Origin of the sequence: Marinobacter sp. S6332, assembly GCF_023016045.1 — a bacterium.
Classification (GTDB): Bacteria; Pseudomonadota; Gammaproteobacteria; order Pseudomonadales; family Oleiphilaceae; genus Marinobacter.
On the sequence record NZ_JALKAP010000003.1, the window covers coordinates 304429 to 324849 of the forward strand.

Annotated in this window: 16 protein-coding genes; 6 read left to right on the plus strand and 10 right to left on the minus strand. The window is 54.1% G+C overall.

Annotated elements, in window-relative coordinates; genetic code table 11:
* Positions 1–231: 231 nt before the first annotated feature.
* The 3 genes from MWU62_RS06150 to rsuA all read left to right on the plus strand — a co-directional run bounded on the left by MWU62_RS06150 (position 232) and on the right by rsuA (position 2786).
* The gene (locus MWU62_RS06150; RefSeq protein ID WP_247114022.1) at positions 232–867 is read left to right on the plus strand and encodes a PEP-CTERM sorting domain-containing protein; all 636 of its coding nucleotides are present in this window, start codon (positions 232–234) and stop codon (positions 865–867) included.
* 192 nt (positions 868–1059) lie between these two features.
* Positions 1060–2088, plus strand: a complete 1029-nt coding sequence (locus MWU62_RS06155; protein ID WP_247114023.1) for a metal-dependent hydrolase — start codon at positions 1060–1062, stop codon at positions 2086–2088.
* Positions 2089–2093: 5 nt separating this feature from the next.
* Positions 2094–2786, plus strand: a complete 693-nt coding sequence (rsuA, locus tag MWU62_RS06160; protein ID WP_247114024.1) for a 16S rRNA pseudouridine(516) synthase RsuA — start codon at positions 2094–2096, stop codon at positions 2784–2786.
* A 2-nt stretch (positions 2787–2788) separates the two neighbouring features.
* Here the strand turns inward: rsuA and MWU62_RS06165 are convergent, their stop codons facing one another.
* From MWU62_RS06165 to ilvD, 3 genes are read right to left on the minus strand one after another with little or no spacing between them, the layout of a single operon-like run.
* A complete protein-coding gene (locus tag MWU62_RS06165) occupies positions 2789–3268 on the minus strand; it encodes an asparaginase domain-containing protein (RefSeq protein WP_247114025.1) in 480 nt (159 codons plus the stop codon).
* A gap of 42 nt (positions 3269–3310) precedes the next feature.
* Positions 3311–4258 (minus strand): D-alanyl-D-alanine endopeptidase, encoded by a 948-nt coding sequence (pbpG, locus tag MWU62_RS06170; protein ID WP_247114026.1) that lies wholly within the window; start codon positions 4256–4258, stop codon positions 3311–3313.
* A 24-nt stretch (positions 4259–4282) separates the two neighbouring features.
* Entirely contained in the window at positions 4283–5959 is a 1677-nt protein-coding gene (gene ilvD, locus MWU62_RS06175; RefSeq protein ID WP_247114027.1) for a dihydroxy-acid dehydratase, read from the minus strand.
* 130 nt (positions 5960–6089) lie between these two features.
* Here ilvD and MWU62_RS06180 point away from each other — a divergent pair, with 130 nt between their 5' ends.
* Positions 6090–8489: a xylulose 5-phosphate 3-epimerase gene (locus MWU62_RS06180; RefSeq protein ID WP_247114028.1), complete on the plus strand. Its 2400-nt coding sequence runs from the start codon at positions 6090–6092 to the stop codon at positions 8487–8489.
* A 3-nt stretch (positions 8490–8492) separates the two neighbouring features.
* On the opposite strand, the gene MWU62_RS06185 is transcribed toward MWU62_RS06180, so the two are convergent.
* The 7 genes from MWU62_RS06185 to cysZ all read right to left on the minus strand — a co-directional run bounded on the left by MWU62_RS06185 (position 8493) and on the right by cysZ (position 18261).
* Positions 8493–10238 carry an alkaline phosphatase D family protein gene (locus MWU62_RS06185; protein ID WP_247114029.1) on the minus strand — a complete coding sequence of 582 codons (1746 nt, stop codon included), beginning with the start codon at positions 10236–10238 and terminating at the stop codon, positions 8493–8495.
* A 270-nt stretch (positions 10239–10508) separates the two neighbouring features.
* Positions 10509–11084, minus strand: a complete 576-nt coding sequence (locus MWU62_RS06190) for a glutathione S-transferase N-terminal domain-containing protein (RefSeq protein ID WP_247114030.1) — start codon at positions 11082–11084, stop codon at positions 10509–10511.
* Between the two features lie 168 nt (positions 11085–11252).
* On the minus strand, positions 11253–11459 hold the full coding sequence (locus MWU62_RS06195; protein ID WP_071265711.1) for a cold-shock protein: 207 nt from the start codon (positions 11457–11459) through the stop codon (positions 11253–11255).
* Between the two features lie 235 nt (positions 11460–11694).
* The gene (gene crcB / locus MWU62_RS06200) at positions 11695–12075 is read right to left on the minus strand and encodes a fluoride efflux transporter CrcB (protein WP_247114031.1); all 381 of its coding nucleotides are present in this window, start codon (positions 12073–12075) and stop codon (positions 11695–11697) included.
* Between the two features lie 18 nt (positions 12076–12093).
* A complete protein-coding gene (locus tag MWU62_RS06205; protein WP_247114032.1) occupies positions 12094–14544 on the minus strand; it encodes an acyl-CoA dehydrogenase in 2451 nt (816 codons plus the stop codon).
* A gap of 68 nt (positions 14545–14612) precedes the next feature.
* Positions 14613–17495, minus strand: a complete 2883-nt coding sequence (gene rapA, locus MWU62_RS06210; protein WP_247114033.1) for an RNA polymerase-associated protein RapA — start codon at positions 17493–17495, stop codon at positions 14613–14615.
* A 16-nt stretch (positions 17496–17511) separates the two neighbouring features.
* Complete coding sequence (cysZ, locus tag MWU62_RS06215; RefSeq protein WP_247114034.1) at positions 17512–18261, minus strand: sulfate transporter CysZ; 750 nt, start codon at positions 18259–18261, stop codon at positions 17512–17514.
* Positions 18262–18358: 97 nt separating this feature from the next.
* On the opposite strand from cysZ, the gene MWU62_RS06220 reads away from it, so the two are divergent.
* Both MWU62_RS06220 and mnmH read left to right on the plus strand, forming a co-directional pair.
* Positions 18359–18763: a VanZ family protein gene (locus MWU62_RS06220; protein ID WP_247114035.1), complete on the plus strand. Its 405-nt coding sequence runs from the start codon at positions 18359–18361 to the stop codon at positions 18761–18763.
* Between the two features lie 469 nt (positions 18764–19232).
* Positions 19233–20336 carry a tRNA 2-selenouridine(34) synthase MnmH gene (gene mnmH / locus MWU62_RS06225; protein ID WP_247114036.1) on the plus strand — a complete coding sequence of 368 codons (1104 nt, stop codon included), beginning with the start codon at positions 19233–19235 and terminating at the stop codon, positions 20334–20336.
* Positions 20337–20421 lie beyond the last annotated feature (85 nt).

Below are 20421 nucleotides of genomic sequence, written 5' to 3' on the forward strand. Positions count from 1 at the left end.
CTTTGTCTGAACACCAGCAAACCTACTGTCGAGTTTTATTACACTTTTACAAAAACCCCTTTATAAAACAATGTTAAAAACCATATTTGTCAATTAGATACAAGTGATGGCATGTCAATTGCTTAGTTCGGAATTCGTACCAAATTCAATCACCAGTCCTTTCCAAATAAAGAACTGGAACGCCTGAACTAGAGAAAACAATGCGTGCAGGCTACATGGAGTAGGTTAATCATGATGAAGAAGCTTCTTAGCAGTGCTTTCGCTGCAATCGCCCTGACCTTTAGTGCAAGCAGCTTTGCAGCGCCGGTACTGAATTTCGATATCGACAGCTCGAGCTCATCTGTTAACGCCAACGGTCTAGCACTATGCCCAAGCTGCACAATTGACCTTACCTTGGCCCCTGGCTTGGATAACGAAATTTTCAGCTTAGCCGCTGGCGATAGTTATGCCTTCGATTTCTTTAATGCGGACCTTTATGGCCCTTCTTCTGGTTTGGGCCTGGTCGGCGGATTTGTAAACGCAACACTTGGATTTTCCTCCCCGGATGCTGTTGGCGCAACAGGAACGGGGCTAGGCGGCGCAGCTTGGGCGTGGGCTTTTGGTTTCGGAGGAGGCATGGGAGGACTGACCTTCAATGCTGCCGGTCAACCGAGCGATATTGTCATAGGTAACGGTTCTTCATTTGATATCGATTTTTCTACCACTACCGATACGTGTAAAGGCAAAGGCTGCACCTTATCTCAAACAGTCAGAGCAACCATAACTGCAAAAAATGTTGTCGCTTCAGTCCCAGAGCCAGGCACTCTAGCCCTGCTCGGCTTGGGCTTGGCCGGTCTCGGCATGGCACGTCGCCGCAAAGCCGCTTGATTGGCTGAAGCGCAAACAGGAAACCTGTAGCCCTGTCGTGCACATAGTACAAAAATGACACCCCGCGCTTGCATTAAGCCCGGGGTGTCAGTTTTTTAAACACCCATTTTTTCAACACACCCTTCTTACCGTGATCTGAACCTCCATTCCAAGCATAATACTCACCACCACTTTCTACGTTGTACGGAATTCATGGACTCAATCACTCAGGCCGCTCTTGGCGCCTCAATCGCAGGCCTTGTGGCAGGCAAAACTCTCGGGCGCCCCGTTCTGCTCACCGGCGCATTGCTGGCCACGCTTCCTGATCTTGATGTGCTGATTGATTACGGAACCGCGGTAGCCAACTTCACCCAACACCGGGGCTTCAGCCATTCGCTATTCGTGCTCGCACCTTTGTCGGTTTTGCTTGCGGCATTGCTCTGGCGCTGGAAACCGGAACCGGGTTTTCCACGCTGGCTGTTACTGACGGCTCTGGCATTGATGACGCACCCGATTCTGGACACGTTTACTACCTACGGCACACAGCTTTTCTGGCCCATTGGTAGGCCCCTTGCCATAAGCAGCATCTTCATCATCGATCCTTTGTACACACTCCCGTTATTGGCAGGTTGCATCGCCTTTTTAATACGCCCTCCTGCGGTGCGAGCCATGACAGCGGGGCTGATTATCTCAACTGCGTATCTCGGGTGGTCGTTTGTGGCTCAGCAAATCATCACTGAGCGTGTGCAACCCGCTCTGGCCGAGGCAGGCTTCGCTGAGGCTGATCTGCTGGTGCAGCCTATGCCTTTCAATACCGTGTTGTGGCGCGCCACTGCCATCACCGATCAGCAGCGCATCGAAATCGTGACTGGTTTTCTGGATGACGATACTCCGTTAACCCTTGAATACTTTCCCCGGCAACCAGAGTTAGCCGAAGCGGTTTCACAACTCCCTGAAACCCGTCGCCTGGAATGGTTTACCAAAGGTTTTCTCGACTACCAGGCACACAACGGCGACATCACCGCAACGGATGTTCGGCTGGGCATTCCCGGGGCACACCCGTTCACCTTTATTTTGGCCAGTGAGCGGGGTGGCGCACTCACGCCGGGCAATGGTGAACGTGCGCCTCGTCCCGTTATGAACACGGGCGCATTGCCTTTGCTATGGGCCCGCACCACCGGCGCGATTCCGGTACTGTGTCTTGCCAACCTTGCAACGCCAGCCACCGGACAGGAGTGTTAGAAACCATGCGGCTTGATCAGTTTATTTCCAGCAGCTCACCGCTTTCCCGCAAAGAAGCCAGGCGCGCCATACATGCAGGGAGAGCTGAAGTGGATGGAGAAGTTTGGAAAGACACGGGCAAGCATATCCCTGCCGGCGCAGAGGTTGTGCTGGACGGCACGCCGCTAACCGTAAAGGGAGAGCGCTATCTCATGCTGAACAAGCCTGCAGGCGTTGTGAGTGCGACCCGCGACAGCGAACACCCCACGGCCCTGGATCTTCTCCCAGCTGAGCTAACCAAGGATTTGCACATTGCGGGGCGACTGGATGCCGACACCACCGGCTTACTGCTACTGACAACCGATGGGAAGTGGTCTCACCGGGTCACGTCACCAAGAGTAGACTGCCCGAAAACCTACCGGGTAGGCCTGAACACCCCTATAACAGATTCAGCCATCGAGGAGCTGGAAACCGGTATTCTGCTTCACAACGACCCAAAGCCCATGAAACCCGCGCAGGTAAAGGTTGTGGAGCCACAGTTGATTGAACTGACTATTTCAGAAGGGCGCTATCACCAGGTCAAGCGTATGCTTGCAGCGGTAGGGAATCATGTGGAAGCCCTGCATAGGCAGAGCATTGGCGCCATATCCCTCGACCCGAAGCTGGAAGCAGGTGGATACCGGGAGCTGACAGAGCAGGAAATCGCCTCGATTCGCTGAGTTCAGGTGCGTTCGAAGCGCTGAGCCTGCAGATTCTTACGCACTGCCCCAGCCTCAAACACCTCCCCATTCATCGCGATATAAACGCTGGGGGGCAAAAGCTGCACTGCGGCCCAGGCAAAGCCGATGTTGAACACCGCATCGCTACGGCGCATCCGCGCGGGTTGCATGGCACCCGTTAGAACAATGGTTTTGTCGCTCAGCGACGACAGGACCTGCGCCGTCTCTGCCATGGTGTCCGTGCCATGAGTAATCAATATGCGACGGTTATCGCAGGCGTTGACCGCCGCAAACACCAACTCGCGATCCGCATCGGTCATTTCCAGGCTATCTTTGCGCAGCAATCCCTGCAGGCTGTAGCCTTTGTGGATGTTGGATTCAGCCAAGAGCTCCGGCACCAGAGATTCGCCGATTTCAAACTCGCTGTTGGCGTCAAAGTACACCTTATCGATGGTGCCGCCGGTGGTAAAAATCCGGATCATGATGTTTCTGCCTATACCTGATACTTCGCAAATTTCATTCAATTAGTTCAGGGCAGCTGTCGCACTGTGGGACGCCTCATTGTATGCGGCATTCTTTTGCTCAGCGTACTCCCTCGCAGCTTTTGCCACTCGCCCACGAGCTCCGGTATCCAGCCAGCGTTTAATTCGCCCGGCGTCTCCCATGGGTGAACGCGTCCCCAGAGAATCCAGAAGCACGGTAACCACCTGTTTGCCGTTCATCTCGGAAATCATCACCAGGCAACGCCCGGCGTCCGAAAGGTAGCCTGTTTTGCTAAGGCCCACCCCCCAGCTATTACGGTGCACCAGTGCGTTGGTATTCCCAAACGACAGGCTATAACGGGGTTGACGGAAGTGGCCCCGAAAATAGCCGGCTGTAGAGTACTCACGAATCTCCGGATACTCCGCCGCAGCGTTCACTAGTTTTACCAGATCGCTGGCGGTTGACAGGTTGCGATCCGAGAGGCCGGTAGGATCCACAAAGTGGGTGCCATTCATGCCCAGGGCTTTGGCCTTGGCATTCATGGCGGCTACAAAGGTATCAAAGCCGCCGGGGTGGCTACTGGCCAGGGTATAGGCCGCGAAGTTCTCAGACGACATTAGCGCAATGCGCAACACATCCTTGCGGCGCATTGTGGAACCAACTCGGATGCGGGTATAGGCATTGGCCGCCGCCGGTGTGTGGCGCTTTTTGAAAACCAGCCGCTCGTTTAAAGGCGCACCGGATTCAAGAACCACCAGCGCCGTCATCACCTTGGTTATCGAGGCAATAGGCACAGAACGATCGGCGTTTTTGCCGAAAACCAGCTCGTTACTGCCCGCCAATGCCACAGCGGCATTCACTGAGGCCAGATTCGGGCCAGGCGCGGCAAGCTCTGCGGCCGTGGCGTTTGACTGATGGGCATTTGCCCATAGTGGCAGGCAAAGGATCAGCCACAACACCGCCCTGTTCGCCATCATCATTCTGTGCATCTATTACGCTCTGTCGTTATGAATTCAAGGCAGGTCGGTAACCGCGCCGGTGGATGCTGAGCTTACGGTGCGGGCGTATTTGGCAAGCACACCACGGGTAAATCGTGGCTGGGGAGCCACCCAGGCCTTGCGTCGACGCTCCAGTTCTTCGTCAGCTATATCCAGCACCATGGTGTTCGCCACCGCATCGATGGTGATTGTATCGCCATCTTCAACCAGCGCAATGGGGCCGCCTTCTGCAGCTTCCGGGCTGATATGCCCGACTACAAAGCCGTGGCTGCCACCGGAAAAGCGACCATCTGTGATCAGCGCCACGTCATTGCCAAGTCCCTTACCCATAATCGCGGAGGTAGGTGTAAGCATTTCGCGCATGCCCGGACCACCTTTCGGGCCTTCATAACGGATCACCAGCACATCACCAGCCACCACGGTTCCATCGATAATCCGCTCTTGAGCTTCTTCTTCGGAGTGGAACACTCGGGCACGGCCTGAGAAGTGGGTGCCTTCCTTACCGGTAATTTTGGCAACAGCACCTTCAGGTGCCAGGTTGCCGTGCAGAATACGCAGGTGGCTATCTGCTTTCACGGGGTTATCGAATGCGCGGATAATGTCCTGGCCTTCGGGGTAAGGCTCTACTTCAGCCAGATTCTCCGCCAGTGTCTTGCCCGTCACCGTCAGGCAATCGCCGTGCAAAAGGCCACGCTCCATCAGCATTTTCATCAGCGGCTGTATGCCACCAATCGCTACCAGTTCCGACATCATGTAATGGCCGCTGGGGCGCAAGTCTGCAAGAACAGGTACGCGCTTACCAATCTCTACGAAGTCTTCCAGGCTCAGCTCCACATCAACCGTGCTTGCCATTGCCAAAAGGTGCAGAACTGCGTTGGTTGAGCCACCCAGAGCGATCACAACGGTAATCGCATTCTCGAACGCCGCTCGGGTCATGATGTCTGAAGGCTTGATGTCTTTACCCAGAAGATTCAAAACCGCTGCACCCGCGGCACGACAATCATCCAGCTTGTTATTGGATACCGCATTTTGTGCGGAACTTCCCGGCAGGCTCATCCCCATGGCTTCAATAGCCGATGCCATGGTGTTGGCAGTGTACATACCGCCACAGGAACCCGGGCCGGGAATGGCTGTTTCTTCAATCTGTTTAACTTCAATTAAATCGAGATCGCCCCGAGCGTGAGCCCCCACCGCCTCGAATACCGACACAATATCCGTATGGTTCTCACCGGGCAGAATGGTGCCGCCGTACACAAACACCGATGGCCGGTTCAGTCGGGCCAGCCCTATTAGGCAGCCTGGCATGTTTTTGTCACACCCCCCGATGGCAACCAGCCCATCAAACCCTTCGCAACCTGCCACAGTTTCTATGGAGTCGGCGATAACCTCCCGCGACACAAGCGAGTACTTCATGCCGAGCGTGCCATTGGCAATGCCATCAGAAACCGTGATGGTATTGAAGATCAATGACTTGCCGCCAGCTGAATCAGCGCCCGCCGAGGAAGCTTCGGCCAACTCGTGAATGTGCATGTTACAGGGCGTCAAATTACTCCAGGTAGAGGCAATGCCGATCTGCGGCTTACGGAAATCCTCATCGGTAAAACCGACAGCCCGCAGCATAGCCCGGCTAGCGGACTTGCCCACACCATCCACCACAGGGGCGGAATAACGGCGGCGTTTGTCATCGGTCATCAGTCTCTCCTTAAAAGCAGTTACAAAACACAGTTGTCGTGAGAAGCCTGTCCGTCTGACCTGAATCAAACGGCGCTATGCGAGTGCCTCTTACAATCGTTGCACAATAATTATGCCTTGGAGGCAAGCTATGTCATCACCTATTTCGCCATCAACGGTTTGTCCAGAGTACAAACTCTGGCGCCGCGGCTATGGCGTTATCGAGCATACCGACACCACTTGCGAGCATGTTCAAATTCTTGCTTCTCGTCTTGTTGCCGCAGGCCTCCAACCTGATACCGCTACAGTCTACCGCAAGCTGGCGGACCTTGACCGGCTAACCAGCGCTGGCATGTGGTTGGTCGTACACATGACTTATGCAAACCGCGTAGACAGCTCTGGCGCCCCTTTGGCTGCAAAGGACTTCAAGTGCAATCCGGAAGGCCATACTGGCGGCGCGTTGAACATGGTCCCAGCCTATGCAGCCTACATGGCTCTAAATAACCTGACAGGGCGAACCCGAAGCTGGCTGATGGGCCAAGGGCATTGCGTAGCCGCCATCGATGCGCTGAACGTACTCACCAGCAACCTTCTGCCGGAACAGCATAAACGCTACACCGGAACGGATGGGCTGTCACGGATGGTAGCGGATTTTTACAGCTACCAGCAAAAGCCGGATGGCAGTACAGCAGCCCCATTGGGAAGTCATGTTAACCCATACACGGCGGGCGGTATTATTGAAGGCGGTTACTTAGGCTTTGCCGAGCTTCAGTACGCCCACATGCCGCTGCCTGGCGAATCACTCATCGCCTTTTTGTCTGATGGCGCAGCTGAAGAGCAGCGCGGCAGTGACTGGATCCCGCGTTGGTGGCGGGCAGCCGATTGCGGTTTGGTGATGCCAGTAATGATCGCCAATGGACGACGTATTGAACAGCGCACGGAACTGGGCACCCGCGAAGGGCTTGAAAGGTTTGAGGCGCGTCTTGCCGCTCTGGGCTTCGATCCTTTCAGGTTCGATGGCCGCGACCCGGCGGCCTTTGTTTGTGCGCTAGCCGAAATGGAGAACTCACTGCAATACCGGAGTGACCGTGCGCTGGAAGGCGAGCTAAGTTATCCGGTTCGCATTCCCTACGGCATTGCTGAAACGGTGAAAGGTTTTGGCTTTTATGGCGCAGGACTAAACCCAGCACATAATTTACCACTGCCCGGCAACCCGCGACTGGACGTTCGAGCTCGGGAATTATTTCAAAAACACGCATCGCGCCTTTGGGTTGCTCCGAAGGAACTTGCACAAAGCGTGTTGCGGTTGAAAGAGCATGAGCAGCAGTCTCGACCCTTGGAGCGCGACCATCCTTTGGCGAAACGCAATCCGCCAGACTTAGCTATTCCAGTCATTGCCGCCTGCCATGAGCCAGTTTCTCCCATGCGGGCAGTTGACGACTTCTTCCGGGCTCTGGTTGCGCAAAACCCGGAGCTCAGGCCACGGGTGGGCAACCCTGATGAGCTTGCCAGCAATCGCTTAACAGGGGTTCTGGAAGACCTCAAACACCAGGTTAACGATCCCGAGAATGACTCGGAGTCGGTTGATGGCAAGATCATCACCGCATTGAACGAAGAAGCGGTTGTGTCTGCGTGCTTGGCCAACAAAGCCGGAATCAATCTGGTGGCAAGCTACGAAGCCTTCTGCGTAAAAATGCTCGGTGCAATCCGCCAAGAGCTGATTTTTGCGCGCCACCAGAAAGCCGTTGGCCGCCCTGCCCGCTGGCTTGGCCTACCGGTAATTGCCACTTCCCACACTTGGGAAAACGGCAAGAACGAACAATCGCACCAAGACACCACCTTTTGTGAAAGTCTGATGGGTGAAATGAACGATGTGTCCCGTGTTCTTTTCCCGGCGGATTACAACAGCACTCTGGCGGTTCTTCCTTCGGTTTTCACAGGGCGCGGAACCATCAGTTGCATGGTCATACCCAAACGAAACCGGCCTTGCGTGTTCGATACCCACGAAGCCGAGGCTCTTGCACGGCATGGCGCGCTGGTAGTGGACGAAGACACATCTGGCGAAGAGCCAGTCCTGTTGATCGCCAACGGCGCCTACCAACTTTCAGAAGCCATCCGCGCTTGCGAGCGGCTGCGTGAAACAGGTACATCTTTCCGCCTGGTCTACGTGCAGGAACCGGGGCGCTTCCGCGATCCGAGAGACACGTTGGAAGCAGACATTTGCATGTCGGAGATTGAGCGGGAGCGGTTGTTTCCCAGCCGTTTGCATCGGCGAGTTGCGCTGACGCACATGCGACCGGAGGTATTTCGCGGGCACATACACACGCTATTTCCAAACCCCAGTCAAAGCAGAATACTGGGTTACATCAATCGCGGCGGCACCTTGAACGAGGCAGGCATGCTGTTTGCCAACCGTTGCTCTTGGGGCCACGCTCTGGCCGCTTGCGCCAGCGTATTAGACAAGCCACCCGGAGAGTGGCTGTCCAGTGCCGAACTGGCAGCCGTTGAAGGCCGCGGTGACCCTACTTTGATCACTCGCGGCCTGCCATAGCCGTCAGGACGGAACAGACTCCAAACGGCGGTTCCCCATGCCGGGCCGGACTCTCCGGCTCGCGCTGCGGGTAGCATCAATGGCGTAATCACGAGCCTTGATAGTGTCCACAAAGTACCAGTCAGCCCGTGCCTCATCCGTTGTGAAGGTTACGGTCATATAGCCTCTTTGATTGAGATTCAGGTAATCCAGATCATCCGCCAGCAAACCAATGCCCTGCTCGGCTCCGGCAACCTGATCTGCCTGCAATTGCAGATACTCCTCCAAGCCCGGTGATGACACCGAAGATGTGGCAAACTCCACGCCTATTTGATCGCCATTGAAGTCTTTTAGGTTATTGGCCCAAGCGTTGTGGGTATCCCCCGCAAGCACCACAAGGTTCTTATTCAATTGCTTTGCGGTACCTAGAACCACTTCCCGTTCGTACTGGTAGCCGTCCCACGCGTCAAGGTTATAAGGCGCAGCAGTTTCTATCCGCGCCAACTCTGCGGCGGTAAGTGTGGGGTCCCCTGCCAGCTTCCGGCCCTTGAGCTGTGCTAACTCTCCAAGAGCCTGTGGCAAGCCTGCAAAATTCTCCGTTGCTATAGCAACTAATAACTCGGCCGGAAGGTTCATACGTCCCATGAGTATTTGTTGACCCAACACCTGCCACTTGGCCGTAGAATATCCCATTGAGGACTGAAGCCAGAGCAACTGCTCGGCACCCAGCAAAGTGCGACTCTGACTCCCGACGTCCGCAATAAACTGGGCCTGATTGAGGCTACCATCTGATGAAAAGTAATCCAGATAGTCCAGCGGTTCGTCTCGTCCCATATGCCGGGTGTCCAGCATGTGCAGGTCCACCAAATCCCCAAACCGGAAAGTGCGGAATATTGCCTCGTCATTACCCTCAAACACCGGGCGTATAGGCATCCACTCAAAATATGCTTGCAGGGCTTCGAGCTTACGGGTGCCGTAGTCGCCCTCATCAGCACTGTGATTTTCTGCACCGTTTTGCCATGCGTCGTTTGCGACTTCATGATCATCCCAAACAACAATAAACGGTACTTTTTCGTGCAGCGCCTGCAGGTCTGCATCCGACCGATAAATGTCGTAGCGGCGACGATAATCCTTCAGCGTTATCAACTCCACATCGTTATCTGCCGGAAAGGTGCGGCCAAGCGCAGCCGCGTCAGCCGCAGCGTAACTGCCCGCTTCACTGCTGTACTCATAGATATAATCACCCAGATGCACAACCGCATCCAGATCATCCCGCTTGCTGATTTCACGATAAACGTTGAAGTAACCCGCAGGGTAGTTTGCGCAAGACACCACGGCCAGTCGAACCGAATCCACGCTGCCCTCCGGCAACGTGAGGGTTTTACCCACGGGGGACTGGCTGTCGGAGGTCCGGAACCGGTAGTAGTAGGTCTGGCCTGAGGTGAGGGCACGAACGTCCACTTTAACCGTAAAATCGTGGGCGTTTCTGGCCTCTGCCGTACCTGAGTGAATCAAATTCTCAAAACCGGAGTCCGTAGCCACTTCCCAAGCCACGCTCACGGCTTTCTCAAACTCTTTGTTCGGTACTACCCGGGTCCATAGAACCACTCCGTCGGCCAAGGGGTCGCCACTGGCAACACCGTGAGTAAACTCTGTAGAGCGTTTGTCATCGCTATCAAATACACAGCCAGCTAAGCCCGTTGAGACAACCACTGCGCCCATGCCCATGGCAGACGCCTTCAGAAAGTCCCGTCTCGTCAGTTTTGTCATTATTATAGGTTCCTTTAAATTCTTGGAGGTGGAGAGAGGTCGAGCACCCAATGCCCGAAACACAACAGCATGCACCTTTTTATTGCGCCAACTTAGAAACTAGTCCGCTTGTGTGAAGAACGCACTACCGAATTGCGACAATGCCCTGTCAAATTGCGACAGGTAAGAAAATCAGTGCACAGTGGCAGGGAGTAAACGCAGCGAAAGATGGGGTATCGGGGGCTTAAAGAAACAGGTGCCCGACCTAACGGGCACCTTACTGGCGAACGATTAGGACTGGCGAGGGTCGGTTTCAGCTACCCAAGGGAAGTCTTTGTGGCTGTCGCGGAAGGCTAGCAGGCTCTCGACGCCCGAGAAGTCGACGAGGTCGCGAAAATCCAACCAGTCCACCAGACAGTAGAGACACATGGCCGGGTAATTCCACTCCTCGAACTGTCCGTCTTCAACCTGAGCTGCGAGTGTACGCAAGGTTGTCATAATGCGCTCGCGCTGCAGATCAAAAAATAATACGCCTGGTGTGTCTACATCCAAACCAGAGCGCTTTGCCAATAGCAAAATAACGGCTGAATCATTAGCACCGTCAATCAGGGTAAGCTGATTCTGCTGATCCCAAGTAAGAGGGTCGCGGCCCTGCTTGGAACTGATATAGCGGGAAATTATCCGGGAATCGTAGATTTCCTGACCGTCGCTTTCAAGTACGGGTATTTTCAGCGCCGGATTGTTGCGCCGGATTTCGTCACGGTCTTCGCCGTAAATATCCAGATTAACGAAGTCGTAGCGCTCCTCATCAAGCAGGATGCGGATGCGCCGGACATAGGGCGAGGTAGTTGATCCAAACAGCTTCATAAACTCTCCGGTTGAGTAAACCCTTTAAAGGCACTCTTCATTAACACAGTGCCTAGCTGAAAATGTACCACATCAATCCCGTAACACAGGAAAATAACCCAATCCTTATAACAAAAAAAAGGCAGCCGAAGCTGCCTTTTTGGCGGTTACTACTCTATCCGAACGGGATTAGAGAGGAGTAACGTTCTCCGCCTGAGGACCTTTCTGGCCCTGAGTAACGGTGAACTCAACTTGCTGGCCTTCTGCCAGAGTCTTGAAACCGCTGCCCTGAATTGCGCTGTAGTGAACAAAAACGTCCGGGCCGCCTTCACGAGTGATAAAGCCAAAGCCTTTAGCTTCGTTGAAGAACTTAACAGTACCGGTAGTAGTAGACATACTTAAACTTCCTGAAATCAATCATATTATCTGCTGCCATTCACTAAATGTGGCTGGTCAGCGTTTTACGGAAATACAGAACTCGCGGGATCAAAAACAGGACGGTCACTACTAACTACGGAGTACGTCATATTCATGAAATGCTTTGCTGAATCTTTCCTTCCAAAACACTCTACTACTGAATCATCGGCTTGCCAAGTAGATTTAAAATAAATCGCCTAGGTAGTCCTACCCATCAGCCTTTCAATACACCAAAGGTATAAATACCCAATGCAGTCATGAGTATAGAGCCAACAACATGGGCGAGAATGCCCGTTATGGCCATCGCCCATTTGCCGTCTTGAATCGCAGCAAACATCTCGAGAGAAAAGGTAGAAAATGTTGTCAGCGCACCACACAAGCCGGTAATGGCAAACAAACGCCACTCAGGCGCAAGCGAACTGCTCTGGCTGAAGTAACCAAGTAACAATCCAACCAACCAACCACCACTTAAGTTGGCGGCAAGGGTTCCAAATGGAATCGCGTGATAACTGGTGTTCAACCAAAGCCCAAGCAACCAGCGCATGTTGGCGCCGACAACGGCACCTACGCTGACTGCAATGAGCGATAACCACATGGTCAGCCGCTTACCTGCTTATGCTGGATTGTGATCAATCAAGGTTTCCTTGTTGCGGGCAAACTCATCAAAAGGAAAGTCGTCCACAGTCAGCATTTCAAGCACTACAGATTCGTACTCACGCATGAACTGGGCTTCCTCTTTGGTGTAAATGCCAGCTTCCAATGCCGCTTCAAAGCGTTCCTCCGGGTGCAGCGCAGTGGCCGGGAGCTCACCTTTGGCATAGGCCTTCGTAGCTTTCCGATAGAGCTGTTCGGCTTTGTCGTAGTCTTTCAGCAAGCCATTGTAACGAGCTACCGGATTCTCCACCGCACCTTCGCCCTCTGTCGTCCAAGTACCAACAAGCAGCTTGTGACGAATCGGCGTATCGGTGGAAATAAATCGAGCAAGCTTGCGTGCAAGATCATCATGGGGGCTACCCCAACGCCTACCCAGAGGCAGAGTGATTGCGCGCAGGGCCAAAGCTACCGCACGATTCGGCAGGTTTTGCAGAAAGCCATCTAGTGCCTCCTCTGTGCGATGCAGAAGCAACCCAAGGCTGTATTGCATCACTTCTTTTTCACCTTCCACTGGCTGGGTTTCGTGCCAGTTCTTGAGCACCATGGAAGCGAGGTACAAATTGGAGAGCATGTCGCCGAGCCGTGCAGAGATCAGCTCACGCATTTTCAATTCACTGCCTAGCGTCGTCATAGCGGCGTCGGAGCAGAGGCCAAAAGCAGCACTGAACCGGGCAACCGCCTGAGCGTACTTTCTGCTGGCACTGTCAAACGGAACATCGGCGCGGCCAATGCTAAGTGCCTGAGTAAAGGCACGAGCTGCGTTACCGAAAATCAAACCTGCATGGCCAAAGAAGGCGTCGTCAAATGCGTTGATGTCGTCATTATCTTTAGCAGCCAACTCTTTAAGCACATAAGGATGGCAACGAATTGCGCCCTGCCCAAAGATCATCAGGCTCCGGGTCATAATGTTGGCACCTTCCACCGTGATGGAAACAGGGGAGCCGCTATAGCCTATGCCCAGATAGTTACGTGGCCCCAGAGTCACCGTTTTGCCACCGTGAACGTCCATGGCATCTGCTAAAATGCCACGTTGGAATTCAGTCAGGTGATACTTGAGGATCGCCGATGGCACAGCAGGCTTCTCGCCCTTATCAATCATGTTAGCTGTGTGGTTAACCGCCGCTTGCGAGATATAGGTCTTGGCGGCAATGCGAGCCAGAGGCTCCTGCACACCTTCCATATCTGCCACAGGCGTATTGAACTGGCGGCGGATACGGGTAAAGCCGCCCGCAGTTCCCACAGCGTAGGCAGCAGAGCCTGCCGCACCCGAGGGCAGCGTGATACAGCGGCCAACAGAGAGACACTCGACCAGCATGCGCCAGCCTTGGCCAGCCATGTCCATACCACCGATAATGTAATCCAGCGGGATGAATACGTCCTTACCGATGATCGGGCCATTCAGGAAGGGGCTACCGATAGGGCAATGGCGGCGGCCAATTTCCATACCTTTGGTGTCACGGGGAATCAACGCACAGGTAATGCCGTAGTCTTTGGTGTCACCAAGCAAGCCGTCCGGGTCAAACATGCGGAACGCCAGCCCCACAACCGTCGCGATGGGTGCAAGGGTGATCCAGCGCTTTTCAAAGTTCAGTTTTATACCAATAACTTCTTTACCGTCTACTTCCTGTTTGCACACCGTGCCCACATCCGGCAAAGAGGTGGCATCCGAGCCAGCACGGGGACCTGTAAGGCCAAAGCAGGGAATTTCGCGGCCGTCAGCCAATCGCGGTAAATAGTGGTTTTTCTGTTCATCCGTACCGTACTTCAGCAGCAACTCGCCCGGCCCAAGAGAGTTGGGTACGCCTACGGAAACCATCAACATCTCGTTGGCGGCAATCTTTTGCAGTACCGCAGTCTGGGCTTTTGCAGAAAATCCAAGCCCGCCGTACTCTTTGGGGATAATCATTCCGAAGAACTTCTCTTTTTTAAGGAAGTCCCACAATTCTTTTGGAAGATCGGCGCGCTCTACCGCGATATCCCATGCATTACACATAGAAACCGCCTGAACGCACTGGTTATCCACAAAGGCCTGCTCCTCTTCGCTCAGGCCAGTGTGCCGATTGATCAACAGGTTGTGCCAGTCTGGCTGCCCGGTAAATAGCTCGCCGTCCCAACCCACGGTGCCAGCTTCAAGTGCCACTTTCTCGGTGGCAGACACTTTTGGAGCCACTTTCTTGAACATGGCAAAAATGCGTGGTGTGAGCCAGCCCTGACGCAGGCCCGGCAACCCGGCGGCAGCAGTAACAGCAGCGCCAACAAAGAGAATCAAAGCCAGCCATCCTGATGCAAACATCCAGGACAGAATGCCAACCACAATCATTACACCAATAGCCGGTTTGGCACCGGACTCACGACGCATAACAACTAGCAAGCCTGCCAGTGCCACTAGAAACAGAATCAAAGTCATCATAGGTTCTCTCTGTTATCCATGGATCAATTGAGAAAAATGTTAAGGCAAGGGTATCTCAAAAAACAGCTCTAAGCTGTGACGATCACCCGAATCCCTTCCAAAGCCAGACTCGCACGCCCAATAGCTTCCTGTGCAGCCGTTAACTGACTGCGGAAGTAATCAATTTCCTCTTCGCGGATCGCCGGGTTCACTTTTTTCAGGGCCTCCAGTCGGCGAATTTCCGGCTCAAAGTTTGCCGCTAACTGCTCCAGAGCCTTTTGCTTCATGGGCTCCAAATGCGGTGCAGACAAGCGTTCCACGTGGTCTACCATCGTTTCCACCTGTGGCCGAATCTGCGGCACAATCGCCTGTGCAGTGCGCCGCCTAATATTGGAGCACAGATCATTCAGTCGATCATGGGGCAGTGCACCAGAAAGCTCTTTACCGTTCACATCCACCAGCAAACGCAAGGGCGAAACCGGCAAATACCGTGTCAGCTGCAGAGCTTCGGGCGCCGGGCAGTGCACCGTAAACAGGGCTTCCATAAGCAAGGTTCCTGCTGGCAACGCCTTCACTGACAAGCTTGCCAGTGCAGCCTTGCCCAGCCCGGAACTGGTCACCGAGTCCATCACGCCGGTGACCATAGGGTGCTCCCAGCTCATAAACCCTATGTCTTCCCGCTCCAGAGCATGCTGGCGATCCCAGGTAACGGTTACACCATCTTCCGGCAACTCGGCAACGTGGCCAGCCTGATATTGCTCGCCGGGGCGAAGAATGTCGGCATGTTCAGAGTGGTCTTCCACATCCACGCCGAGAATATCGAAGGCTTCCATCATGTAGTCGCGCACTTGAACGGAGCCTTCTTCCTCTTCAATACCGGCAATCAACGTATCCGCGATATCCCGGCGACAGGAGTTGAGCTCAATCAAAGCATCTCGACCATTCTGTAGCAGCGTTTTCAGGCGATCAGTCTCAGCCGCCGACGCTTCAACCAGATTATCCAGTACGGACAAGTCGCCTTCGATGGCGCTATTCCACTGCTCGCTAACTTTCTCCTGCACCGCCACGCCCACCGCGCAGCTTTCAGAAAACGCACTCAAACCTTCATGGAACCAGCGGTATTGGACCTCCTGCGACGTGTCCCTAAGGTAAGGAATATGTATATCGATGGTTTCCGTCTGCCCGATGCGGTCAAGTCGCCCAATACGCTGCTCGAGCAAATCGGGGTTTGCGGGCAAATCAAACAGCACCAGATGGTGCGCAAACTGGAAGTTGCGACCCTCGCTGCCAATCTCGGAACAAATCAATGCCTGAGCGCCCTGTTCGTCGTCAGCAAAGTAAGCGGCGGCTCGGTCACGCTCCAAGAGGCTCAAGTGCTCATGGAAGGCGGCGCTGCGAATGCCTGCCCGGAGCTGCAAATACGTTTCCAGAGCCATGGCCGTTTCAGCCATGGCACAGATCACCACCACTTTGGCGGGGCGCAAGCTAGCTAGTTTTTTCTCAAGCCAGGCAACTCTCGGATCGTCTGCAAGCCATTGCTCTTCCGGCACCGACTGCTCGGGAGCCAAGCCGGGATAGCCAAAGGCTTGATCTTGATACATGGTCGGGCAATCCAAAGGCACCGCATTGGCCCGGCGCTCCGGAAAACCCTGAATGGCAGCACGAGTATTACGGAACAACACCCGCCCGGTGCCATGACGATCCAGCAGTGCATCTATAATGGACTGGCGTGGGGAGTCCCCTGCTAACAACTGCGCCATCTCATCGCCCAACCAGAGTTCCAAGGCCTTGCGGTCTTCCTCTTGGATCTCCGAGTCCTCATCTTGTATACGCCGCACCACATCATTAATCGCTTCGTACTGCTGCTCTTCGTCCTGAAACGCCTGTAAATCATGAAACCGTGCAGGGTCGAGCAGTCGCAGCCGGGCGAAGTGGCTAGCCACACCCACTTGCTCTGGTGTTGCCGTCAACAACAGTAAGCCTTCACTTACTCCTGAGAGCTCTTCTACCAACTGGTATTCAGGGCTAACCTCCTCCGAACTCCAAGCTAGGTGATGGGCCTCATCGACAATCATCAGGTCCCAACCTGCCTTCAATGCGTCGGCTTTGGCCTTCGTGCTATTCACCAGAAAATCGAGACTGCAGAGCACTAACTGATCGCTTTCAAACGGGTTAACGGACGATTCGTCACCAAAGATGTGATTCATCAAAGCATCGACATCGTCTTCGGAGTCTTTTATCGCATCGTAGCGGCTCTGATCCACAATAGAGAAACGCAGATTGAAACGCCTTAGCATCTCCACCAGCCACTGATGTATCAGCGAATCCGGCACCACAATCAGCGCCCGCCGGGCTCGCCCGGTCTGCAGTTGGTAATGCAGAATTAGGCCAGCCTCAATGGTTTTACCAAGGCCCACCTCATCGGCCAAAAGCACCCTTGGTGCATGGCGTTTCGCAACTTCATGGGCAATGTAAACTTGGTGCTGCAAATGCTGCGTGCGGGCGCCAATCAGCCCGCGTGCGGGGGACGCACGCAGCCGGTCCATGTGTTGCAATGTGGCGAAGCGCAGGCGGAAGGCGCCATTGCGATCAAACTGGCCTGCAAACAGGCGCTGGTGCGGTGCAGAAAAATTAACGGAGCCTGCGAGCTTTACTTCGGATATCTGCTCCAAATCCTTTTCATGATCCTCGCCTTCATCTATCGCCTCTGCGTGATAAAGCAGTACACCACCGAGATCTTCAACCGCGCGCACCAGATATCTGGAACCGTTGAAGGTCTCAATCTCTTCGCCTAGCTGATACACGATGCGCGAAAGCGGCGCGTTATCAATAGCGTAAGTGCGCTCTTCATCTGCCGCAGGGAACCCTAAGGTAATCCGCCGGCCAGAAATGTCTGTCACTATTCCTAGACCAAGCGCTGTATCACTGTGGCTGACCCAGCGCTGACCTATAGCAAAATCCGATGCGTCCAAAAAACCTCCAGACTCTTTAGTTTCGTGTTGCGCCCTTCTCGCGCACCCAATAGGCAGTCGCACCACACACTGCGGCAGGAACTACGACCAAATTAAGAACCGGCACCATAGCGGCCAAAGCCACTGGCAGCCCGAAGCCCAAAGCAGACAAGCGAGTATCGGCAAGCAGCTGGCGCAGCGCCTTAAAGCTCACCTTGTGATTGTCCGCCGGGTAATCCACGTATTGCAGCGCCATCATCCAGCTGTTGAACAAAAACCACAGCACGGCCGCGAACACGTTGACCACCGGAATAAGGCCAATAATAAACAGGCCCAAAGCTCGGGGTAGGTAATAGGCGATCTTCTGGACCTCGCGCCAAAGCGCCCGAGGAATGTCTTTTATGATGGTTGCCCAGCCGTCATCGGTGCTAACTTCCTGACCGGTAAGATGCTTCTCCGTCAGTTCTGCCAAGTAACCATAGAATGGCGAGCCAATAAGGTTTGCGATAATCACAAAACCGTAAGCCAACATGAGCAGGATTACAGCGCCATATAAAATCCAGAACAACCAGTCCAACGCCTGCAACCAGACCCAGTCGGGAAGCCAACCCATCGCAGTCGCAATTAATACGCTGAACAGCTCGCCCAGAAAATAAAACAGCAACCCGAAGAGAAAAATATTGATTACAAGCGGAATGACAACGAATAGCCGCAAACCAGGCTGGCGAATCAGGCTAAAGCCTTCACCCAAATAGCCCAGTCCACGAAAAAAATTACCTCTGAGCATCGCCGATCGGCCCTCCGCTTCAATGACAGTGACGGGGCGCAAAGCATATCATGTTGAAAACCTTCACACAGCCAGAGAACTCTGACGGATTTCACCAATGGCAACACTGAAACACCAACTGACCGTTTTGTTGCACTGCCGCCCGTTGTGGCGCCTTGCCCTGTTGCTGTCAGTTGTCGCTATCGGATTTCTGGCAACCACAAACAGCAGTTACCCGATACCTTCCGCCCCGAGCGACAAAGTGAACCATCTAATCGCCTTTGTTGAGCTCACCATTCTCACACGACTGGCCTGGCCACAGCTCCGGGCTATCTGGTACGCACCGGTTTTACTGGCGTTTGGGCTGGGCATCGAGGCCGTACAGGCCAACCTGCCATACAGAGACTTTTCGCTGATGGACGTCGCCGCAGACGGCGCAGGCATTTTAATCGGACTCCTACCCTGGCCGGGACTACGCAAAGTGAGCCATCAGGGTTTGAGAGATTCGCCCAACTCCGTGTGAGATATATCTCACAAGCATGTGAGATCTTGCAGTGATCTGACGTGCGCAGAGGCCAGACTATCGCCTCAGAAAACCCTAAAATACTGATATGATTAATCTTTATTAATTCCAGCCGACAACCCTTTAGCAAAGACAGGCTAGAACCCGCAGGTTTCGATCATCAACCGTTGGTATAGTGATTTCGTTAGGGATGGCAAGGAAATGGACGACGCACTGGATGCACCCCGGCATGGAATGCAGGGAGAAGCAGGGATACATGGATATCTGGCTTAAGGGATAACTATTCGGATTGCTGGCTCGGATGCTGGCACCACGGAGTGGCAAATGGATTCGCAACAAGGCTGTTGCACTCAGCGCAAGGATGCGCCGACCTGTTCCGGTAAAGGGCAGCCCTAGGGCTGCCCTTTTTTTATTCCGTGTTCCATCCGTTATACTGCCGCCTCATTCTGGCAAGCGACTGAGCCCTGTCATGGCAAGCAGACCCGATACCGACAATTATCTTTCCCTATTCCTAAACGACACCCCGCTGATGGATGTACGGGCGCCCGTAGAATTCGCCAAAGGCAGCTTCCCGTGTGCTCAAAACGCTCCCCTGATGAATGACGAAGAGCGGCATCGGGTGGGAATCTGTTACAAGGAGAAGGGGCAGGATGAAGCCATACGGCTTGGGCATCAGCTGGTTTCGGGCGATATTCAAGCCCAGAGAATTGAAACCTGGAAACGGTTTATAGCCAACCATCCCGAGGGTTACTTATTCTGTTTCCGGGGCGGTTTGCGGTCCAGACTCACCCAGCAGTGGATCAAAGAAGCCGGTATTGATTACCCTCTCATTAAGGGTGGCTACAAAGCTTTACGCCGTTTTCTTATCGACAACCTCGACAACCTCATTGAAGCCGGTGATTTCCGCATTCTTAGCGGGCGCACGGGAACCGGAAAAACACGCGTTCTGCAGCAACTCCCCAACCCGGTAGATTTGGAAGGGCTGGCAAATCACAGAGGCTCCAGTTTCGGGCGTCAGGTAACACCACAACCCTCGCAAATAGACTTTGAAAACCGGTTGGCCGTTGCCATGCTCAAAGCACACCACCTAACAGGCGGGCCGATTTATCTTGAAGATGAAAGCCGTCTTGTCGGCCGCTGCGCCCTGCCCGATGCATTGAAAGAACGGATGACCCGTGCGCCGCTTCTTGTCCTCGAGCAATCGTTAGAAGAGCGCACACGCATTATCCGGGAAGACTACGTAGAGGGGATGTGCGCCGACTACATGAAGCGAGACGGGGAGCAAGCAGGCTGGCTGAATTTCTGCGACTACCTGCTTGGCGCGCTCGAACGCATAAGCAAGCGTCTGGGCGGCGAACGCCACAGCCAGCTACGGGACCTTATGGAGCAAGCCCTGCAGCAACAGGAAAGCCGTGGTGACGTTTACGGCCATGACGCTTGGATCCAGCCCCTGCTGCAAAATTACTACGACCCCATGTACGACTACCAACTTAGCCAGAAGCAAGGGCAAATTCTTATTCGAGGCGACGCGGATACCGTAATTGCTTGGGCTAGCAACAATATCTCTACATAAGCACTATGAGTACCCGCTGCAACTCCGATATACCCCGGCTGCCTTGTCTGCTATAAAAAGCCGTGAACTCATCCGGCTGCACCGG

Excerpts from the sequence above, each read along its gene's own strand:
- MWU62_RS06220 (WP_247114035.1), top strand. The coding sequence starts at position 18,359 with ATGGCAACACTGAAACACCAACTGACCGTTTTGTTGCACTGCCGCCCG.
- MWU62_RS06180 (WP_247114028.1), top strand. The coding sequence starts at position 6,090 with ATGTCATCACCTATTTCGCCATCAACGGTTTGTCCAGAGTACAAACTC.
- mnmH (WP_247114036.1), top strand. The coding sequence starts at position 19,233 with ATGGCAAGCAGACCCGATACCGACAATTATCTTTCCCTATTCCTAAAC.
- MWU62_RS06165 (WP_247114025.1), bottom strand. The coding sequence starts at position 3,268 with ATGATCCGGATTTTTACCACCGGCGGCACCATCGATAAGGTGTACTTT.
- MWU62_RS06155 (WP_247114023.1), top strand. The coding sequence starts at position 1,060 with ATGGACTCAATCACTCAGGCCGCTCTTGGCGCCTCAATCGCAGGCCTT.
- ilvD (WP_247114027.1), bottom strand. The coding sequence starts at position 5,959 with ATGACCGATGACAAACGCCGCCGTTATTCCGCCCCTGTGGTGGATGGT.
- crcB (WP_247114031.1), bottom strand. The coding sequence starts at position 12,075 with ATGTGGTTATCGCTCATTGCAGTCAGCGTAGGTGCCGTTGTCGGCGCC.
- MWU62_RS06150 (WP_247114022.1), top strand. The coding sequence starts at position 232 with ATGATGAAGAAGCTTCTTAGCAGTGCTTTCGCTGCAATCGCCCTGACC.
- cysZ (WP_247114034.1), bottom strand. The coding sequence starts at position 18,261 with ATGCTCAGAGGTAATTTTTTTCGTGGACTGGGCTATTTGGGTGAAGGC.
- rsuA (WP_247114024.1), top strand. The coding sequence starts at position 2,094 with ATGCGGCTTGATCAGTTTATTTCCAGCAGCTCACCGCTTTCCCGCAAA.
- MWU62_RS06205 (WP_247114032.1), bottom strand. The coding sequence starts at position 14,544 with ATGATGACTTTGATTCTGTTTCTAGTGGCACTGGCAGGCTTGCTAGTT.
- MWU62_RS06185 (WP_247114029.1), bottom strand. The coding sequence starts at position 10,238 with ATGACAAAACTGACGAGACGGGACTTTCTGAAGGCGTCTGCCATGGGC.
- pbpG (WP_247114026.1), bottom strand. The coding sequence starts at position 4,258 with ATGCACAGAATGATGATGGCGAACAGGGCGGTGTTGTGGCTGATCCTT.
- MWU62_RS06190 (WP_247114030.1), bottom strand. The coding sequence starts at position 11,084 with ATGAAGCTGTTTGGATCAACTACCTCGCCCTATGTCCGGCGCATCCGC.
- MWU62_RS06195 (WP_071265711.1), bottom strand. The coding sequence starts at position 11,459 with ATGTCTACTACTACCGGTACTGTTAAGTTCTTCAACGAAGCTAAAGGC.